Consider the following 16,444-nt stretch of genomic DNA (forward strand, 5'->3'; position numbering starts at 1 on the left):
CTTGTGCCGGAACGGGAGCAGCGAGTGACGCAGAAGTTTCTATCGGTACGGCAGCGCTGCCCCCTATTCTACTTTTTCTGCGTGACGGCTCGCAGCGCATTCACTCGCCCAAAACCATAGTACGGGTCGCGGCCGGGCTTGCCCAAGTCGTCGGCCGAGGCGCGGAGGATGGCCTCAACGCGGGCGGGGTCCATCTGGCCGCCGTTTTTGCCGATGATGAGGGCGGCGACCCCGCTGGCGTGGGGCGCGGCCATGCTCGTGCCCGCCAGCCAGGAGTACCCCCCGTGGTGGTCGGTGCTGAGCACCATGTCCATGGCGTAGGTGGGCTGGTAATAGCCAAATAGTGTAGTTATCTCGCTAAAGTCGGGGTAGCGGGAGTCGCCACCTGGTGCGGCGAACATCACTGTGGGCGTGCCGTAGTTAGAGTAAGAGGCAAACCGGTCGAGGTCACAATTTTCGGGGGCCTTGCCCCAGCCCATAGGACCCGTGGCGGAAATGGCAATAACCCCAGAGGCGTCAGCTGGCATGCGCACCCAGTTGTGGTCCTGGCTGCTGTCGATGCCGTCGTTGCCAGCCGAAGCAATGATGGTAGCACCGTGTTTACGGGCGTAGCTCGTGGCCTTGTTCAAAGCAGACAGCAAATCTTTGGTGGTTTTGGAATTGGTGATGGACTTGCCGTTCTCGTCGCGGAACTTCCCGTTGCGGGGCAGCAATGCCGTCAGGCTCATGTTGATGACGTCGGCGTTGTGGTCGGCAGCGTAAATAATGCCGTTGATTAACCAGGACAGTTGGCCTTCGCCGGCGTCGCTCATCACTTTCACCAGCAAAAGCTTGGCTTTGGGTGCTACTCCTATCACACCCTCGTTATTGTCGGCCGCAGCAATGGTGCCGGCCGTGTGTGTGCCGTGGCTAGTACCAAAGGTTCGGTGCTGCGCATCGTAGCTTTCACCGGGCATCGTCACGAAGGAGGTGCTGCCGATGATGTTGTCCCGCAGGTCGGGGTGGGTCAGGTCGTAGCCCGTGTCCAAATCGGCAACTATCACGCCTTCGCCCCGGGCGCCCGTGTTCCAGGCAGCAGGCGCATTAATGGCCGTCAGGCCCCACTGAAGCGGGAGGAGAGGGTTGTTGCCTCGCACGCCAGAAGAGCCGTGCGAAGCCGGGGTTACAAATGGTCGCGCCGGCTGAACTTCGTCGGCATGAAACACAAAATCATTGACTACGGCCTGCACTCCTGGCATCTTGGCGGCTTTGGCGGCAAAATCAGGGTCGTCGGAGGTAGCCGTGGCCAGACCTGCGCCTTTGAACTCGGCAGTTACTTTACCCTTGGCCCGCTTGGTTTGGTTAGCCAGGTCGGACGGTAGATTATCGCCCGAGGAGATAATAATGTAGTGCTGGGACAGTAGCTGGACTTCTTTTTTTTTCGGTTTGCTGTCTTGGTAGATGGGCGATGCTTCTGGCCCCTCAGGGCTCACTTGGTCTTTGCTACAACCAACAATAAAAAGCAAACCCAAACAGAACGCTGGGATAATACGCCGGGTAGAGGCACGATACCACATATAGGTTAATAATGAACGAATGATAGAAAGAGCCTACATACTGTGTAAGCCTCTTTGAAGTTAATTAATTATCCAGTCCCCGACCTGATTTTCTTATAGTTTAAATTGAATTGGGACAAATTAATTGGATAACATCATCCGTAGAAGGTGCCATCGATTTATCCTGTAGGCAACTATGAAATAGGCCCAAACCAGCTTTTTTTATTCTGATTTGGGGCAACAAATAAAAAAGCTCCTCACAATGAGGCTTTGCCACGGCTAGCTTGCCACATTCCAAAAACTGCAGACCACGCGCACACATATGCCGGAGCCGTGCATCAACACCTGCCGCCGGCCCGAATGGGTAAGCACAACCAGCACCCACCCATGCCGGTGGCAGGTCAGAAATCCTCGCGTCGTGTTAGAAATTGGCTAAAGCTGCTGGGTGTTAGGCCAACTGAGTCAGGGCTTCTTCATTGCCCTGCTGTAGGGCCAGGCCGCGAGCGGTAAGGCCCCGAACATCGGCAATGGTTTGGTCAGCCCCGGCTTCAATCAGCAGCTTCACCAGGTTGTTGCGGCCAAAAAGGGTGGCAAACATGAGAGCAGTGCCGCCGTTGCCGTTTTGCAGATTGAGGTCGGCGCCGTGCTGAATCAGGAGCCGGGCAATTTCGGGGTAGCCTTTGAAGCTGACGCCCATCAAGGCGGTGTTGCCGCTCACGTCCTGCACGTTGGGGTCGGCCTTGGCTTCGAGCAGGAACCGGGTGGCATCGAGGTGGTCGTCGTACGAAGCCAGGATGAGGGCCGTGAAGCCTTTACCGTTGGTTACGTTGATGTCGAGGCCGGTGGCCAGCAGTTCCTGTAGCACGGCAACGTCGCCGCGGCGAGCGGCATCAAACAGTAAATCCTCGGGGCGGGAAGAGGTAAAATCCATGGTTGGGGTAATCAGAGTTGAAAACTTGGTGGTCCGTATTCGATAATTCAGGGTCAGGAGTTGGCAAAATTTTACTCACCAGCACCTGACTCCCTCATACTGACAACCAAAGATTAAAACCACATCAGCATGACTAGGTTTAGAACGGTCAGCAAACTACTTAAGGTTGCGGTGTTAATCACGGCTTCGGGCGAGAGCCTGGGCCATACGCCCAAGCCCGCCACTAGGCCCAGCAGCAGCGGCAGCAAGGCAAACGTGCCGTAGATGGTGCCACCATAGGGCTGAAATACCTCGGGGCCCTCGGGCGAGGCGGGCGAGCTCACGCGCCGCACCACTCCCAGCAAAGGCGTTTTCCAGACGCTGACGCGCTGGCCCGGGCGCACGCGGTGGCTGATGCGGTTCGGCAGCCGGAACGACGTGTGCTGGGTGTGCACCCGGTAGGCCAGTTGTGGGCTGGACAGAGCCGAGGACACCAACACTGGAAACCGGGTGTGTACCTTTTCGTTGGGGTATTCGCGGAGTGGCAAGCCCCAATCGATGGCCAAAAGAAGGAAGCAGGCCAGCAGCGCGGCGTTGAGACTGCGGGCTACGCGTGCGTAGCGCAAGAGCCGCTCGTCGTGGCCCAAGCGCGGCCGGGCGGGCGCCTCGGGCTCCTGGGCCAGCAGCAGGTCGTAGGCAATGCGACGGCGGGCATTGCCCAGAATGTCGAACCCCGCTTCCACATCGGCCAACCGCGCCTTCATAATGCGGTCGGCCGCCGCGAGGCGCTTAAAGCGGGCGCGCTGACGCACGTAGGCCTGCTCAATCTGTACAGCCGTGGCCGTGGGGCCAACTCCCAATATGTGGTAGTAGTTCTGCATACATCAGGCGTGGGTGAGGCTCTAAAATACAGAGTCGCCGCGATATAAAAACGTTGCTTGCAGCCAGCCCGTTGTTCACTAAACGCGACAGTTGCCATCGGCCCTGGGCCGGGCCAGGCGGGCATTACCAAAAGCCTATCTGAGGGATAATGTGGCCGTCATGCTTCATCTGGCGTCCGCTTGGCTTTCCCAACCTTCGGTTGGACAAACAGACGCCAGATGAAGCATGACGGCCACATTAATTATCGGGATTGGCATTTTTGGACAGTCTTTACTAGCACAGCCTTTATAGATAGTTGCTTACTAAGCACCGAGGGCGTAATTCGTGGTTACAAAGCCCACTTCAGCGCAGCGCTTCCACTTTCAATCTCTCATCACTTTCTGCCCGACATGAACACCCCGACGGAGTGGAGTACGCTGGAGGTAGCGCAGGTGCGCGGCAAATCGCGGCTCATCACCAGCAAAAGCATTCAGCCCCTTAAGGTTTTCAATCCTGCTTCGCCCGGCCGCACCTGCCACGTGGTGCTGTCCAGCTACGGCGGCGGCATGGTAGCCGGCGATGCCATTCGGCTGCGCATAGCCGGGGCAGCGCATGCACAGCTGGTGGTGAGCACCCAGGCCAGCACCAGAATTTTTCGTTCGATAGACGGCGCCGTGGCCGAACAACATACCACCGGCAGCCTGGCCACGGGCGCCATGGCCGTGGTTTTTCCCGACCCGGTGGTGCTGCAGGCCGAGAGCCGCTACCGCCAAACCCAGCAGTGGCAGCTTGAGCCAGATTCGCTACTGCTGCTGGTCGACTGGTTCCACTCCGGTCGCATGGACCAGGGCGAGCGGTTTGCCTTCACCGCCCTGCACTCGGAGCTACGCGTGCGCGTGGCCGACAGATTGGTGCTGCTGGACCGCTTTGCCTTCAGCCCCGCCGAAAACATCGCCACTTCGCCCGGCAACTTTGCGGGGTATCAAACTTTCTTCTCAGTGTTTTTGGTGGGCAGCCCCACAGATGCGCGCTTCCAACTGCTGGCAGAGCTGCTGGCGCGGCAAAAGATGCCCGGCAGCACAGGCCCGCACTTCAACATCAACAGCCAGGAATGCGTAATTTCGGTGGCACAGGCGCGGGAGAATGTGTGGGTGCTGCGGGCGGCTGCGCACGGCCGGATGGCTTTGCAGCCACTGTGCGAGCGTATTTTGGCGGCGCTCGCGGATAAGGAGCTACTAGGGTATAATCCGCTGGCGCGAAAGTACTGATGTAGAACGACTCTGCCCGGCATTGCTACCGCCGGTCTTCGCGCACGGCGGCCAAGGCGCGCTCCCTGGCCGCTTTGATGTGGGCAATAATGTCGTCTAACCCATGCCCATCTATAGCGCGGGCGAAGAGGAAAGGTCCCTCGCCACGCATCTTACGCGAGTCGCGCTCCATCACGCCCAGGTCGGCTTTAATGAGGTCTTTAAGGTCGATTTTGTTTATGATTAGCAGGTCAGACTGCGTGATGCCGGGGCCGCCTTTGCGCGGAATTTTGTCGCCGCCCGACACGTCGATGACGTAGATGGAGTAGTCGACCAGCTCGCGGCTGAAATGGGCGGCCAAGTTGTCGCCGCCGCTTTCCACGAAGAGGTAGTCCAGCCCGTAGTCGAAACGCTGCATGAGGCCTTCCAGCGCGTCCATGTTTAGCGAGATGTCCTCGCGAATAGCGGCGTGTGGACAGCCACCGGTTTCCACGCCCACAATCCGGTCTTCGCTCAGGGCGCTGTGGCGAATCAGAAACTCGGCGTCTTCGCGGGTGAAAATGTCGTTCGTAACCACGCCCAGCTCGAACTCGTGGCGCAGTCGTTCGCACAGGGCTTTGAGCAGCGCGGTTTTGCCCGTGCCTACCGGCCCGCCAATCCCCACCGTGAAAGCCCGCTTGCGGAAGTTGCGGTAAGATGGCAGGCGGCGGGTTTCGCGCTCCGCAAAGTCGCCTGGCGATTCGTAAGCTTCGTGCTGGTGGCCGTGGAGGAGAAGGGCGAGTTTTTCGACAAAAGCCATAGTGAAATAGAAGTTACAGAACGTCATGCCGAGCGCAGCCGAGGCATCTCGCGGGCAGCAATCTAATTGTTGAACGAAGCGAGCAAGATGCCTCGGCTGCGCTCGGCATGACGGCCTTTGTTAATTTTAGTCAGTTCTGAAAAAGCTTGGAATAAATATCCTCGTGCAGCACCTGCGCAACATCAAGCAAAAAGGCTGAGCGAACCGCCTCGCCGTATTCCTTACCTGCGTGTGCCGCCAGAATATGCTCGAATACTGTATAAAAATCGTGCTGCAGCTGGTGCCCCTCCAGTGGCCCCAGAAACCCGAGGCGAATAGCGGCGCTGAGCTGGTCGCGCAGCAGCATGTGCAAGTACATGGCCTGTAGCTCCGCCAGCGCGAAGCCGGACCGCTGCAAAGCCAGCGCGAAAACCAGCGTGAAGTGCGGCGGAATATTCAAGCCTGCGAACCATTGGGTAATGGTGTCCAAGCCAGACTCCGGGTAGAAGCTGGCCAGCAGCTTCAGCCAATTCCGGCCCTGCACGGCGCTGGCTTTGTACAGACTTGGCACCTGCAATTGCGCGTCGTACTCTTCGGCCACCACTTTCATTTCTTCGCCGAGCTCCGCTAGCCGAAAGCTGGAATTGATGAACGGCAATTCGGCACTCCCGGCCTGCTGCAAATAGGAATACAGGTAGTTCCGTAGGGCAAACGGTGTACTTACCAAACCCAGCGTGATGCTGCTTTCCAGCCCATAGGAATAGGCAAACGAGCCGGTTGGAATGGCAGAGTCGACGAGGTGCAGGAGGCGGGCGAATTGCATTTGGAACGTTCTAACGGGCGCCTGTTAGAACAAATTATACAGCTGCGCCAGCGGCAATTTCTCCGCCGGCTCGCACGTCAGGTGCACACCGTCTACCATCACACGGTAGGTTTCCGGGTCCACTGAAATATTGGGCAAATAGTCGTTGAGGGCCATGTCCTTTTTGCCGATGTTGCGGCAGTTTTTCACGGCTACTACCTGCTTAGTCAAGCCATAATCAGCTCGTACCCGCTCCACCGAAGCTGCTGATACAAACACCATCGACGACTTGCCAATGGCCCCACCCAGCGCCCCGAACATGGGCCGCGAAAAAGACGGCTGCGGTGTGGGAATCGAAGCATTAGCGTCGCCCATCTGCGACTGCGCAATGATGCCGCCTTTGATAATCATCTCCGGCCGGGCGCCGAAAAAAGCCGGTTTCCAGAGCACCAAATCGGCCAGCTTGCCGATTTCGACAGAACCTACCTCGTGCGAAATGCCGTGGGCGCGGGCCGGGTTGATGGTGTACTTTGCCACGTAGCGGCGCACCCGGAAGTTGTCGGCCTGGGTGGCAGCGTCCTCAGGCAAGGAGCCGCGCTGCTGCTTCATTTTGTGGGCCGTTTGCCAAGTGCGGGTGATGACCTCCCCCACACGGCCCATGGCCTGCGAGTCGGAGCTGATAATGCTCAGGGCGCCTAGGTCGTGCAGGATGTCCTCGGCGGCAATGGTTTCGCCCCGGATGCGGCTTTCGGCAAAGGCCACGTCTTCGGGAATATTGCGGTCGAGGTGGTGGCAGACCATGAGCATGTCGAGGTGCTCGTCGATGGTGTTCACCGTGAAGGGCCGCGTGGGGTTCGTGCTCGACGGAATGACGTTTGGCTCGCCGCAGATTTTGATAATGTCGGGCGCGTGGCCGCCCCCCGCCCCTTCGGTGTGGTAAGAATGAATGGTGCGCCCCTTAAACGCCGCCGTGCTCGTTTCCACGAAGCCGCTTTCGTTCAGCGTATCGGTGTGGATGCACACCTGCACGTCGTATTCCTCGGCTATGCGCAGGCACTGGTCGATGGCCGCCGGCGTGGTGCCCCAGTCCTCGTGCAGCTTAAAGCCCAGCGCCCCGGCCTCGGCCTGTTCGCGCAGCCCCTCCGGCTTCGAGGAGTTGCCTTTGCCCAGAAACCCGAAGTTGAGGGGGTAGGCCTCGGTGGCCTTCAGCATCATTTCGAGGTAGAATGCGCCGGGTGTGCAGGTGGTGGCGTTGGTGCCCGCCGCCGGCCCGGTACCGCCCCCTATCATGGTAGTGACACCGGAGGCCAGCGCCTCGGGAATTTGCTGGGGGCTGATGAAATGAATGTGGCAATCGATGGCTCCCGCGGTCAGTATCTGACCTTCGCCGGCAATGACTTCGGTGGTCACGCCCACCACCATGCCGGGCGTGACGCTAGGCATGATGTGCGGGTTGCCAGCCTTGCCGATTCCCACGATGCGGCCGCCTTTAATGCCAATATCGGCCTTAAAGATGCCGGTATAATCAACCACCAGCGCGTTGGTGATGACCAAATCCAGTGCGTCGGCCTGTCCGATGCCGGCCGCCTGGCCCATGCCGTCGCGCAGCACCTTGCCGCCGCCAAACTTGCATTCCTCGCCGTACACGCAGTAGTCGCGTTCCACTACTATCAGCATGCCGGTATCACCGAGGCGCACCTGGTCACCGGTGGTAGGGCCGTACATATCGGCATAGGCGCGACGGGAGATGGGGAGGGACATATTAAGCTATTGAAACAAGCGGCGTGGAATTGTAAAAAGCGTTAATTCTGTCGAGCAAAGGGCCAATTGGTTTGCTACCAATCATGATGCTGTAGAATTGATTATTCACTGATGTATCAATCACTTGACAATTCTCAATTTTCAACAAGTATGGAAAGCCTTTTCGCTCTTTTACACCATAGAGCATTTTTGAAATGTATTTACTATCAGGCCCATTTTTAACATTACTTCCCTCCACAAAAACGACGTGTACTGATGGGTCTAATGCGGGCACAATAATATCCTGAGCGAATGCTATGCTGCTTTTGCGGTTGTTATAACAGAAGAAGCGTGCCCCATTCATCCGCTCCAAATACAGCTTATATTCTTTATGAAATTTCTTATCTGAAAACTGCGAGATTACCAGAAGCGAAAGAAGAAACACAAGCATAACAGCAATAAATGTGGCTACTAATACCAGAGTAATTCCAAGTACGTACTTGGCCACGGAGGCAAAAGCAACCACTAAAGCGGTATAAAGAATCTTATCGACCCATTCACTATTAGCATGTCTCATACAGCAGAAATAATTTATTCAACTGCGAATATTATTTATTGCTGAGACTCTCCAGCGCCTGTTGCTTCTTTCCAGCATTATTCAGCTGCCCATCAATCAGCCCATTGCCGCCGTACACGATGCGCTCGCCGGCCAGGGCCACCAGGCGCACGCACTTGCGCTCGCCGGGCTCGAAGCGCACCGCCGTGCCGGCCGGGATGTTGAGGCGGAAACCGTAGGCTGCCGCGCGGTCAAATTGCAGCAACGCGTTGGTTTCGAAAAAGGGATAGTGCGAGCCGACCTGCACGGGCCGGTCGCCCATGTTCACGACTTCCACGTCCACGGTGGCACGGCCTTCGTTGAGGATGACCTCGCCCAGGTGCAGCAGGTATTCGCCGGGCTGGGCGTGGCTGGCATTGTCGGGCGCGGCGCTGGGGGCCGGGGCTTTGTGGAGGCCGGAGCCGTAGAGGGCCAGGGCGGCATCGCCAGTTTCGCGGCAGATGGGGTGGTGCACGGTCACGAGCTTGGTGCCGTCGGGGAAGGTGCCTTCTATTTGGACTTCGTGGAGCATGTCGGCCACGCCGGGCAGCACGTCGGCCAGGCCCAGCAGTTGCTTGCCCTTGTCCATGAGCACGGCCACCCGCTCGCCGTCGCGGATGAACTCCAGCAGCTGCGTGGCGATGAGGGCCAGGGCTTCGGGGTAGTTCAGGAGCAGGCCACGGGCGTAGCGTTTCTGGGCCACGAAGCCGGCCTGGTGCAGCACGAGCTTGTCGAGGTCTTTGGGAGATAGATGCATTGGGGTTTCGTTCTTACGGGCGCCTAACCCCCTAACCCCCCTCCTCCGAAAAGCAGAGGGGACTAATTGCTAGTTTTTTAAAGGATGTTTTTCTGTGGCAAGTTTGATTTAGAACTAGAGGCTAATCCCCCTCTCCTATGTCGTAGAGGAAGCTAAGGAGTAAGGCGCACCGTTGCACGTTAAGTGTTTCCATAAATCATCCACCCGCCATACCCGATACATAGCAGCGAGGACAAGGTGACGGTACTAAATTTCAGCACTCGGCTGATTTTCATGCGCTTGGTAAATGGCACGCTGCATAGCCCGGCCACGATGAACATGCCCAAAATAGAACCGATGCCGAACACCGCGAAGTACAGCACGCTCAGCCACGGGTCGCTGATTTCGCTCATCACCAACAGCACCAGTGCGCCGCTGCCGGCCAAGCCGTGCAGCAGGCCCACCGCGTAGGCCGCCCGCGAGGGAGTAGCCCCGGGCCGTACCTTGGCAGGCAGCCGGCGCTGGTCGAGCAGACGGCTAATGCCCATTACGACGAGCATGAGGCCGACAGCAGCCTCGAAATAGCCAGAAGTAAGAAAAGTGATGCGTCCCAGCAGAATAAAACTGCCCACAACTACCAGCGTTGTGGTGTGTCCCAAGCCCCAATACACGCCGTCGCGCATGGCTTCGGCCATCGTGTCGCGGCGCGAAATGAGGTTGCCCACAGCCAGCAAGTGGTCGGGTTCGAAAGCATGACCCATTCCGGCCACAGAAGCGAATAAAACTGGCAACACCGCCTGCATATGATAGGGTTCCCGGAAAAAAATATCCTATCGGAGGATATACGCCCTATTTACAAAGGCATCCTTCAATATTAGTCAATTTTTCATCTAGCTCCCCGCAAATATTTAGAAAAGCTGCTTATTTTCATAAACCGCGGAATAAAATGGGGGATTGAATGCCTAGCTGAGCATTCAATCCCCCATATGCAAGCTTGCTCGCAGCAGTTGTTACAGCAACGCTATGCCGGCTTCGGCTAGCTCCTGGCGCACCGCTTCGGGCCAGATGCTCACCTGCACCTCCCCGATGTGGGCCTTGCGCAGCAAAAACATGGTCACCCGCGACTGCCCAATGCCGCCGCCGATGCTTTGCGGCAACTCGTCGGCCAAGAGCAGGCGGTGAAAATGCAGAGACTGGCGCTCGGAGCAGCCGCGCAGCTCCAGCTGGCGGGTTAGGGCCTCCTTATCGACCCGAATGCCCATGGAAGAAACCTCAAATGCCGTTTCCAATACCGGGTTCCAGAGCAGAATGTCGCCGTTCAGGCCGCGGTGGCCGTCTTCGTTGCGCGTGCTCCAGTCGTCGTAGTCAGGGGCGCGGCCGTCGTGGATTTCGCCGTGGCTGAGCTCCCCGCCAATGCCCATCAGGAACACCGCGCCGTACTCGCGGGCCGCTTCGTGCTCGCGCTGCTTGGGCGTGAGGTTGGGGTAGCGCTGCAGTAGGTGTTCGGCATGTACGAAGGCAATGGTGGGCGGCAGAATGGGCGCGATGCCGAACCGCTTGCGCACCTGCTCCTCGGTCGCTTTCAGGGCGCCGTAAATGGTTTCAACGGTGGCTTTAAGAAAGGGAATGGTGCGCTGCTCGGGCAGGATGTGCTTTTCCCAGTCCCACTGGTCCACGTAGATGGAGTGAATGGCGCTGTAGTCCTCGTCGGGGCGCAGGGCGCGCATGTCGGTGAGCAGGCCTTTGCCGGCCGGAATGCCTAGCTCGAACAGGCGCAGGCGCTTCCATTTGGCCAGGGAGTGCACCACCACGGCACGCTGCTCGTCGAGGGCTTTGATGGGGAAGCCTACGGGCCGCTCAATGCCGTTCAGGTCATCGTTGATGCCGGTGCCGTCGAGCACCACCAGCGGGGCCGACACCTTCACTAGGTGCAGCTGCTGGGCCAGCACTTTCGCGAAGGTTTCCTTCACGAACGAAATGGCTTCTTCGGTTTCGAGCAGGTCGGCCGCAGTGGGCCAGGTCATGGATGATGAGCTAGTTTTCATGGGGGTGAAATGGGGGGTTGGTTTGATATAAGTTGAATTAATTGAAGAGTCAGGGCCTTGGGTTTGGGCAATAAGCAGCCACCTCCCTCGCAGAGAGTTTTTTTGAGATTTCGGAAGTGAGCCTTGGGGCCGGAAGGGCTAAAAAAAAAGCCTTCCAGATAACGGAAGGCTTTTCAAATTGAAAATATGTTCTTGGGTTTATCCTTCGGAACAATAGCCTCCCTGTCTCGGAATATTATTATTCGAGTTATTCAGGAAAGAATTGTTGCTGCGGAAGGACATGAATGCGATTTTTGTCTTAGCGAAAGCAAATTAGGAGCTAATAATTTAAGAAGCAAGAATTAATTTCTAGCGCGTCTTAATTAAAAGTTGTTGAGAAAGCAATTTCTTATCTAGTCGTTGTTCCGGTCCTTCCGCCCCAGGCGGGCCGACCGGTGGCCGCTGGAGCAAGCTGCGCAGACTTCAACCGGTCGGCCTGCCTGGGGCGGAAGGACTGGAGCAACGACCTATTATTATAGGCCCAGGAAAGCAGCTTATATAATTGTACTCTTGCCGCAAGCTACGTTGCTGCGGTGCAGATGGCAGTCCATCAAATCGAGCACACCGTAGGCAATGAAGCTGCCTACCTGCTCGGTGGTATAGGGGGCGCCGGGGTTAAGCTCGGGCGTTAAGACTTCTTCGCTGAGGGCGTTTTCCACGGCGGCGCGCACGGCACGGGCCTCGTCGGGCAGGCCGAAGTAATCCAGCATCATGGCTGCCGACAGGATGGCGGCAATGGGATTGGCAATGCCTTTGCCCTTGGCCTGCGGGTAGGAGCCGTGCACGGGCTCAAACAGCCCTGCGCCATCGCCAAGGGAGGCGGAGGGCAGCAGGCCCAGGGAACCCGCAATCACGGAGGCTTCGTCAGACAGGATATCGCCGAACATGTTCTCGGTCAGGATAACATCGAACTGGCGCGGATTGAGAATGAGCTGCATGGCGGCATTGTCGACGAATAAATAGTCGACGGCTACCTCGGGGTAGTCAGGGGCGATGCCCTGAACGACTTCGCGCCAGAGCCGGGAAGTTTCCAGCACGTTGGCTTTGTCGACTAGTGTCAGCCGTTGGCGGCGGCCCTGGGCGGCACGGAAGGCGCGGTGGGCGATACGAGCAATTTCTTCGTGGTTGTAGGTGCAATGGTCGAAAGCGGTGCCGTCGGGCGTGCGGCCCTTTTCACCGAAGTACACGCCGCCGGTCAGCTCCCGGAAGATGAGCAGGTCGGTGCCGGCAATGCGTTCGGGTCGCAGCGGTGAAAACTCCAGCAGCTGCTCGTAGGCCGTGACGGGGCGAATGTTGGCGTAGAGGCCCAGGCTTTTGCGCAGCCCGAGCAAGCCCTGTTCGGGGCGCACCTTGGCGGCGGGGTTGTTGTCGTACTTGGGGTCGCCGATGGCCCCGAGGAGCACGGCGTCGGCCTGGTGGCAGGCCTCGAGCGTGGCATCGGGCAAGGGGCTGCCGGTGGCGTCGATGGCGCAGGCGCCCATCAGTTGGTAGTCGAAGGTGAAGCGGTGCCCAAACCGCTCGGCCACGGCCTTGAGCACGCGTACGGCTTCGCCGCATACTTCCGGGCCGACGCCGTCGCCGGGCAATACCACAATGCGTTTGCTTAAATACTCCATGTGCGTGCTTCTTCGTATTTGGTGATGGCAGCCTTCTGGCTCAGCAGGTAATCAATGTCGTCGTAGCCGTTGATGAGGCATTCTTTTTTGTAGGGGTCGATGTCGAAGGCGAAGCTTTCTTCCCACACGGGCACAGTGAGCGTTTGGGCGGGCAAATCCACCACCAGTTGGGTGTTGGGATAATGCGTGACGCGCGCCACCAGCCGCTGCAGCACTTCGGCCGATACCTGGAGGGGGAGCAGGCCGGTGTTCAGGGCATTACCCCGAAAAATATCGGCGAACTCACTGGAGATAACCACTTTGAAACCGGCGTCATACAGTGCCCACGCGGCGTGCTCACGGCTGGAGCCGCAGCCGAAGTTTTGGCCGGCTAGCAGAATCTGGCCGTGGTAGCGCTTGTCGTTCAGCACAAAGCCGTGCTTGGGCTCGCCGTTGGAGGCGTAGCGCCAGTCGGCAAACAGGTTGGCGCCGAAGCCCTCCCGGGTGGTTGCTTTCAGGAACCGGGCCGGAATAATCTGGTCGGTATCAATGTTCTCCAACGGTAGCGGAACCGCTGTAGAGTGCAGGGTCTGAAATTTGTCCATGGGAATTTGAGGTATTGGATTGCAGAATGGCGTGGGGAGAGAAATGCAACTGGCCATCCTGTTCGGCTTGCCGGAGCATTTGGGTGGCGTAGGTTATCCAATCGATGGACTTCTTATTCTCGGCTTCTGAATGCTTGAAGAAGGGTAGCATAATGGTCTATATCAATCGGTTTATAAAAGGTATTTCCGTTAGTTCAGGTATTGGGTAATGTCGACAATGCGGCCTTCCACGGCTGTGATGGCGGCCACCAACGGGCTGGCCAGCAGCGTGCGCGCCCCCGGCCCCTGCCGTCCCTCGAAGTTGCGGTTGGAGGTGGAGACGCAGTAGGCACCGGCGGGTATCTTATCGTCGTTCATAGCTAGGCAGGCGCTGCAGCCTGGTTCGCGCAGCTCGAAGCCGGCTTGGGCCAGAATCTTGTCGAGGCCCTCGGCAATGGCTTGCTTTTCTACTGACTTGGAGCCGGGCACGATGATAGCCTCCACGTGCGCGGCCTTTTGCTTGCCTTGCACATAGGCCGCCACGGCGCGCAAATCCTCGATGCGGGAATTGGTGCAGCTGCCAATGAAGACGTGGGTAATTTCCTTGCCCAGCAGTGTTTCGCCCGGCTGAAAGCCCATGTACTGCAATGACTTTTCGAAGCTGGCGGCTTCGCTGGCCGCTACTTGCGCCGGAATATGGCCGTTGAGGGCGATGCCCATGCCAGGATTGGTGCCGTAGGTAATCATCGGCGTAATAACCTGGGCGTCAATCAGCAAGTCAGCCTCAAACTCGGCACCTTCCTCCGAATACAGGGTTTGCCAATAGGCCAGTGCCTGCTCCCAACGCTCGCCCTGCGGCGCGTAGGGGCGGCCCTGCAGGTAGGCAAACGTGGTGGCATCTGGTGCAATCATGCCGCCGCGGGCGCCCATTTCGATGCTCATGTTGCAAACCGTCATGCGGCCTTCCATGCTCAGCGAGCGGATGGCGCTACCGGCATATTCCACAAAGTAGCCCGTGGCGCCGCCCGTGCCCAGTTGCGCAATGATGTGCAGAATCAGGTCTTTGGCCGTGACGCCAGGCCGCAGCTCGCCATCCACGGTGATGCGCATGCGCTTGGGGCGGCTGAGAAGCAGGCATTGCGTAGCCATTACCTGGGTTACCTGGCTGGTGCCGATGCCGAAAGCAATAGCGCCGAACGCGCCATGCGTGGACGTATGGCTGTCGCCACACACGATGGTCATACCTGGCTGGGTGATGCCCAGCTCCGGCCCAATGACGTGCACAATGCCCTGGTTTTCGTGCCCCAGCCCAAACAGCTCCACGCCGAAGCTGGCGCAGTTCTCGGTAAGCTTGTCGACTTGCGAGCGGGAAATGGGGTCGGCTATGGGCAGGTGCTGGTTGCGGGTGGGCACGTTGTGGTCGGCCGTGGCTACCATCTGAGTGGGGCGCAGCAGCGGTAGGCCGCGCTCGCGCAGCTCATCAAACGCCTGCGGGCTGGTGACTTCGTGAATGAGGTGCCGGTCGATGTAAAACACCTCCAGCCCGCCGGGAATGGCTTTTACCACGTGCGCATCCCAGATTTTATCGAATAAGGACTTGGCCATTATTGAAGCGTTTTTATAAAATCGACCGTCATGCTGAGCGGAGCCAAAGCATGACGGTTTTTTTGTCACCCTGCATTTACCAATTGCTCTTGTTCTACCAAAGCGTGGAGGTCGTGGTCCACGACTTCCTTTTGGCGGTCAGCAAGCTGCAGAAACGAGGCGTAGGCTTTGTTGAGAGACTGCCGGTCGAAGTCGTAGCCAATCTTTTGGAGGCGGTAGGCCAGCGCGGCGCGGCCGGAGCGAGCTGTAAGCACAATCGATGAATCGGCCATGCCCACGTCGCGGGGGTTCATGATTTCGTAGGTTTCGCGGTGCTTGATGACGCCGTCCTGGTGAATGCCGCTGGAGTGCGAAAAGGCGTTGGCGCCCACCACAGCCTTGTTGGCTTGCACGGGCATGCTCATTAAGTGCGCCACCATGGCCGAGGTTTCGGCCAGCAGCGGCGTGTTGATGCTGGTATCGAGGTGCAGATAGGGATGCTGGCGGAGCACCATCACTACTTCTTCCAGGGCGGTGTTGCCGGCCCGCTCCCCTACCCCGTTGATGGTACACTCAATCTGCCGCGCGCCGTTAATGACGCCCGAAATAGAGTTGGCAGTGGCCATGCCGAGGTCGTTGTGGCAGTGCGTGGAGAGCGTGACCTTGTGAATGCCGGTCACGTTTTCAGCCAAATACTTGATTTTGGCGCCGTACTCTTCAGGCAGGCAGTAGCCGGTGGTATCCGGGATGTTGAGCACTGTGGCCCCCGCCCGAATGGCCGCCTCGCACACGCGGGCCAGGAACTCATTGTCGGTGCGGCCGGCATCTTCGGCGTAAAACTCCACGTCCTCCACGAAGGATTTGGCCAGCTTCACGGCGGCCACGGCGCGGGCCATCACCTCTGCCTGCGTGCTGCACAGCTTGTAGCGAATGTGCGACTCGGAAGTGCCAATACCGGTGTGAATGCGCGGATACCGCGCCAGCTTCAAGGCCTCGGCGGCAACACGAATGTCGTTTTCCACAGCCCGCGACAAACCACAAACTGTGGCTTCGCGGGTTTGGGCCGCAATGGCCTGCACCGCTGCAAAATCGCCAGGACTCGACACCGGAAAGCCCGCCTCAATCACATCGACGCCCAGTAGCTCCAGCTGCCGGGCAATGACGAGTTTCTCGTCGCGGTTCAGCTTGCAGCCCGGCACTTGCTCGCCGTCGCGCAGGGTGGTATCGAAGATTTGGATTTTCTGATTTGCCATGGGAATAGTGGCGCTAAGCACTTTTAAGTGCTTGCAAGTACACCGCTTTCCCGCTCGTTTAGAAATAACTTTTTCAGCGGCTTACTATTTCTAAACAATGAATTATTGCCTACAATCAACTAATATCAAGCAACTTAATA

15 protein-coding genes are annotated in these 16,444 nt (G+C 58.2%); 1 reads left to right on the forward strand and 14 read right to left on the reverse strand.

Translation table 11 applies throughout. The features are described from left to right. Positions 1-68: 68 nt before the first annotated feature. From ACP7AJ_RS07730 to ACP7AJ_RS07740, 3 genes are all read right to left on the reverse strand, one after another. Complete coding sequence (locus ACP7AJ_RS07730; protein ID WP_426059614.1) at positions 69-1,472, reverse strand: S8 family peptidase; 1,404 nt, start codon at positions 1,470-1,472, stop codon at positions 69-71. Positions 1,473-1,983: 511 nt separating this feature from the next. Next, entirely contained in the window at positions 1,984-2,466 is a 483-nt protein-coding gene (locus ACP7AJ_RS07735) for an ankyrin repeat domain-containing protein (RefSeq protein ID WP_426059615.1), read from the reverse strand. 113 nt (positions 2,467-2,579) lie between these two features. Next, positions 2,580-3,326, reverse strand: coding sequence for a hypothetical protein (locus ACP7AJ_RS07740; RefSeq protein ID WP_426059616.1), 747 nt, complete (start codon positions 3,324-3,326; stop codon positions 2,580-2,582). A 390-nt stretch (positions 3,327-3,716) separates the two neighbouring features. Here ACP7AJ_RS07740 and ACP7AJ_RS07745 point away from each other — a divergent pair, with 390 nt between their 5' ends. Then, positions 3,717-4,574 carry an urease accessory protein UreD gene (locus tag ACP7AJ_RS07745; protein WP_426059617.1) on the forward strand — a complete coding sequence of 286 codons (858 nt, stop codon included), beginning with the start codon at positions 3,717-3,719 and terminating at the stop codon, positions 4,572-4,574. A 25-nt stretch (positions 4,575-4,599) separates the two neighbouring features. Here the strand turns inward: ACP7AJ_RS07745 and ureG are convergent, their stop codons facing one another. The 11 genes from ureG to ACP7AJ_RS07800 all read right to left on the reverse strand — a co-directional run bounded on the left by ureG (position 4,600) and on the right by ACP7AJ_RS07800 (position 16,304). Next, positions 4,600-5,352, reverse strand: a complete 753-nt coding sequence (ureG, locus tag ACP7AJ_RS07750) for an urease accessory protein UreG (protein ID WP_426059618.1) — start codon at positions 5,350-5,352, stop codon at positions 4,600-4,602. 130 nt (positions 5,353-5,482) lie between these two features. Then, the gene (locus tag ACP7AJ_RS07755) at positions 5,483-6,154 is read right to left on the reverse strand and encodes an urease accessory protein UreF (protein ID WP_426059619.1); all 672 of its coding nucleotides are present in this window, start codon (positions 6,152-6,154) and stop codon (positions 5,483-5,485) included. A 24-nt stretch (positions 6,155-6,178) separates the two neighbouring features. After that, the gene (gene ureC, locus ACP7AJ_RS07760) at positions 6,179-7,894 is read right to left on the reverse strand and encodes an urease subunit alpha (protein WP_426059620.1); all 1,716 of its coding nucleotides are present in this window, start codon (positions 7,892-7,894) and stop codon (positions 6,179-6,181) included. A 1-nt stretch (position 7,895) separates the two neighbouring features. Further along, positions 7,896-8,450, reverse strand: coding sequence for a hypothetical protein (locus tag ACP7AJ_RS07765; RefSeq protein ID WP_426059621.1), 555 nt, complete (start codon positions 8,448-8,450; stop codon positions 7,896-7,898). A 31-nt stretch (positions 8,451-8,481) separates the two neighbouring features. Further along, positions 8,482-9,225 carry an urease subunit beta gene (locus tag ACP7AJ_RS07770; RefSeq protein ID WP_426059622.1) on the reverse strand — a complete coding sequence of 248 codons (744 nt, stop codon included), beginning with the start codon at positions 9,223-9,225 and terminating at the stop codon, positions 8,482-8,484. Between the two features lie 179 nt (positions 9,226-9,404). Continuing rightward, positions 9,405-9,965, reverse strand: a complete 561-nt coding sequence (locus ACP7AJ_RS07775; protein WP_426059623.1) for an urease accessory protein — start codon at positions 9,963-9,965, stop codon at positions 9,405-9,407. A gap of 249 nt (positions 9,966-10,214) precedes the next feature. Next, positions 10,215-11,228, reverse strand: coding sequence for an aspartate--ammonia ligase (asnA, locus tag ACP7AJ_RS07780; RefSeq protein WP_426059624.1), 1,014 nt, complete (start codon positions 11,226-11,228; stop codon positions 10,215-10,217). Between the two features lie 554 nt (positions 11,229-11,782). Further along, positions 11,783-12,904, reverse strand: a complete 1,122-nt coding sequence (gene leuB / locus ACP7AJ_RS07785) for a 3-isopropylmalate dehydrogenase (RefSeq protein ID WP_426059625.1) — start codon at positions 12,902-12,904, stop codon at positions 11,783-11,785. Beyond that, positions 12,892-13,488 carry a 3-isopropylmalate dehydratase small subunit gene (leuD, locus tag ACP7AJ_RS07790; RefSeq protein WP_426059626.1) on the reverse strand — a complete coding sequence of 199 codons (597 nt, stop codon included), beginning with the start codon at positions 13,486-13,488 and terminating at the stop codon, positions 12,892-12,894. The genes leuB and leuD overlap by 13 nt, the downstream gene beginning before the upstream one ends. A 189-nt stretch (positions 13,489-13,677) precedes the next feature. After that, a complete protein-coding gene (gene leuC / locus ACP7AJ_RS07795) occupies positions 13,678-15,075 on the reverse strand; it encodes a 3-isopropylmalate dehydratase large subunit (protein WP_426059905.1) in 1,398 nt (465 codons plus the stop codon). A gap of 62 nt (positions 15,076-15,137) precedes the next feature. Then, entirely contained in the window at positions 15,138-16,304 is a 1,167-nt protein-coding gene (locus tag ACP7AJ_RS07800; RefSeq protein ID WP_426059627.1) for a 2-isopropylmalate synthase, read from the reverse strand. Positions 16,305-16,444 lie beyond the last annotated feature (140 nt).

This window comes from Hymenobacter sp. B1770 (genome assembly GCF_049896385.1).
Taxonomy (GTDB): domain Bacteria; phylum Bacteroidota; class Bacteroidia; order Cytophagales; family Hymenobacteraceae; genus Hymenobacter.